The organism is Wolbachia endosymbiont of Drosophila bocki (assembly GCF_028982005.1).
Lineage (GTDB): Bacteria > Pseudomonadota > Alphaproteobacteria > Rickettsiales > Anaplasmataceae > Wolbachia > Wolbachia pipientis.
This window is the reverse complement of sequence record NZ_JAPQLG010000220.1, coordinates 1-2,872: the sequence shown is the minus strand read 5'-3', so window position 1 is coordinate 2,872 and position 2,872 is coordinate 1. Positions and strand designations below refer to the sequence as shown.

Below are 2,872 nucleotides of genomic sequence, written 5' to 3'. Positions count from 1 at the left end.
AGCTTGCAAATGATTGTCCTTTCCTTCATTTCTCTCCTATTACGAAGATTTTAAACAGGTTCTAAGATTACAAAGCTTGAAATACAAAAATAATTATTTTATAAATTTATCTTACATAAGAAGTTTATATCTCTATATCTTAATATAAATATTTATTTAAATTTTTAAAATTTCTATTTTAACGAGAATTCTATATATTATATTTATAATATAATTTAAATATTTGTTGCTTTTTAGTTGGAACATTATTTAGTTAGTAAGTAAAATTGTGTTGAATATGACAAAAATAAAAAAAGATGTTGCTGTTATTATGGGAAGTGAGTCAGATTACACCACTATGGTCCATACTGTTGATATGTTAAAAGCATTAGAAGTTTCACATGATATATTCATAATATCTGCACATAGAACACCAGAAAGGCTCTTCAATTTTGCTAAATCTGCACAAGAAGAAGGTTTTAAGGTTATTATAGCTGGTGCAGGAGGTGCAGCTCATTTACCTGGTATGGTTGCGTCACTAACTTGTTTACCAGTTATCGGCGTTCCTGTGCATAGTAAACAATTAAATGGGCTGGACAGTCTACTCTCTATAGTTCAAATGCCAAAGGGTGTTCCAGTTGCAACCATGTCTATAGGAGAAAATGGAGCATATAATGCTGCCATTACTGCCGTATCTATATTGTCAATTTCCAACAGTGAAATTGCAGGTAGGTTAAAAAAGTGGAGAGAGAAACAGACCAAAGAAGTAAAAGAGAAACCAGTTTCATAATAAATCTATGGCAATAATCCTTTTAGACACAAAAACCATAAACCGTATAGCAGCGGGGGAGGTGATAGAAAGGCCAGCAAGTGTAGTAAAGGAATTAGTGGAAAATGCAATAGATGCTGGAAGTTTAGGAATAGAGATTAAAATAGAAAGTGGTGGGCGTAACCTTATTATTGTGACAGATGATGGTAACGGAGTAGAAAAAAACGATTTAGAACTTGCGTTTATGCGCCATGCTACTTCAAAATTGAGCGACAATGAGTTGATAGAAATCAAGCATCTTGGCTTTAGAGGAGAAGCTCTGCCTTCAATAGCAGCAGTAAGCAGGATAAAATTATCGTCTAAGGCAAGAGAAGCAGATGAAGCATGGTCTATAAGTTATGAGGGTGGAGAGAAAATAGGGGAGCAAACTCCTTACTCTTTATCACAAGGCACACATATTGAAGTACGAGATTTATTTTTTGCCACTCCAAATAGACTAAAATTTCTAAAAACTGAAAGAGCAGAAACTCAAAGCATTGTTGATATTGTAAACAACCTAGCAATGATTAACTATCATATGGGGTTTACTCTCACTTCAGGTAATAAAAAGCTCTTAAAATACGCTAAGCAGACTTCGTTATTTCATAGATTGTGTGAAGTAGAAGAAGAATTTCAGGGCAATTCTTTGGAGATCAATGAAGAAGAAGACGGCATTAAACTTACGGGACACATCTGTAAGCCGACTGTCAATCGTGGTAAGTCCACTCAGATCTATACGTTTGTTAATGGAAGGCCAATTAAAGATAATTTACTTATTGGCGCAGTTAGGTATGCATATCATGATTTTATTCCAAGCGATAGGTATCCTTTTGCAGCGTTACATTTAGAGATACCTTATGATCAAGTAGATGTAAATGTGCATCCAAATAAGTCAGAAGTAAGGTTTCAGAATAAGAAGCTCATATATGAGATAATGACAAGAGGATTAATTAAAGCATTGTCAAGAAGGATAGGCACTTTTCCAGCGCATGACCAGAAAATGGATTCAACATTGCCGGATCCTTTTGATAAACCTAATGTTCAAAAAGAATTTTATGAAAAAAGACCAAGTCCTTTTAAAAATCAACTAATAAAAGAATTTGCTTCTCCAAATGAAAAAGCAAAAGGCTTATCAGAACAGTCAAAATCGTTTGATTATACCGGCATACAGAAATTTCCATCACAAGCGGAGACTATGGTTCTAGAAAAAAAGGTGTTAGAGCAAGTTGATTTGATAGAGAGCCACCCGCTCGGGTTTGCACGCTGTCAGGTCTATAATACTTACATTATTGCCGAGGTAAGAGACAAATTGATTATAGTCGACCAGCATGCAGCCCACGAAAGGCTAGTATATGAATGCTTAAAACAAAAATCAAGTGTAAAAAGACAAAAACTACTTCTTCCTGAAACGGTTGAAATCAAAAATCAAGCCGGAATGGAGATGATTGAAATCTATAAAGATAAGTTATTTGAAATGGGTTTTGATATTGAGATCAAACCAGAAAATAAAGTGATAGTAAAAGAAATCCCTGCAATTTTGGGAGCAATAGATGTGAAAGAGATGCTGATTAATATAGTCGATAGATTAACGGAAATAGAAGGTACATTGCCAGTAGAAGATAAAGTGAACAAAATATTGGCCACTATTGCTTGTTATGGATCAATTAGAGCGGGTAGAAAAATGAGATTAGAAGAAATGAATGTGCTGCTTAGACAAATGGAAAAAACCCCATATTCCGGGCAATGCAACCACGGAAGACCAACTTACATAGAAATGAAACTCAGTGATATTGAAAAACTTTTTGAGCGGAGGTAAGAGGTTGCCATAAATATGTAAGCGCTTCTTCCTCGTCATCCAAGTAGCTATAGAGACAAAAAACTTACTTGACAAACTCCGCCAGCCCCTTTATCATGAAACTGAAGCTATTTATTTATCTTTGCAATCTCTGCAGGTTAATGACAAAAAACTTGGGGTATTTGGCGTCTCATGTTTAATTTTTCGCACTACGTGCGTTGCATGTCTTTAAAAATTTCTGGGTTTTTACCTATATAAGCCGAAACGCGCTTACAAAGCGTTTAAGACAG

2 protein-coding genes are annotated in these 2,872 nt (G+C 34.9%); both read left to right on the top strand.

Annotated elements, in window-relative coordinates; genetic code table 11:
* Window positions 1-277: 277 nt before the first annotated feature.
* Window positions 278-769: a 5-(carboxyamino)imidazole ribonucleotide mutase gene (gene purE, locus OZD61_RS05665; protein ID WP_006280351.1), complete on the top strand. Its 492-nt coding sequence runs from the start codon at window positions 278-280 to the stop codon at window positions 767-769.
* Window positions 770-776: 7 nt separating this feature from the next.
* A complete protein-coding gene (gene mutL, locus OZD61_RS05660) occupies window positions 777-2,603 on the top strand; it encodes a DNA mismatch repair endonuclease MutL (protein ID WP_274980152.1) in 1,827 nt (608 codons plus the stop codon).
* Window positions 2,604-2,872: the final 269 nt, after the last annotated feature.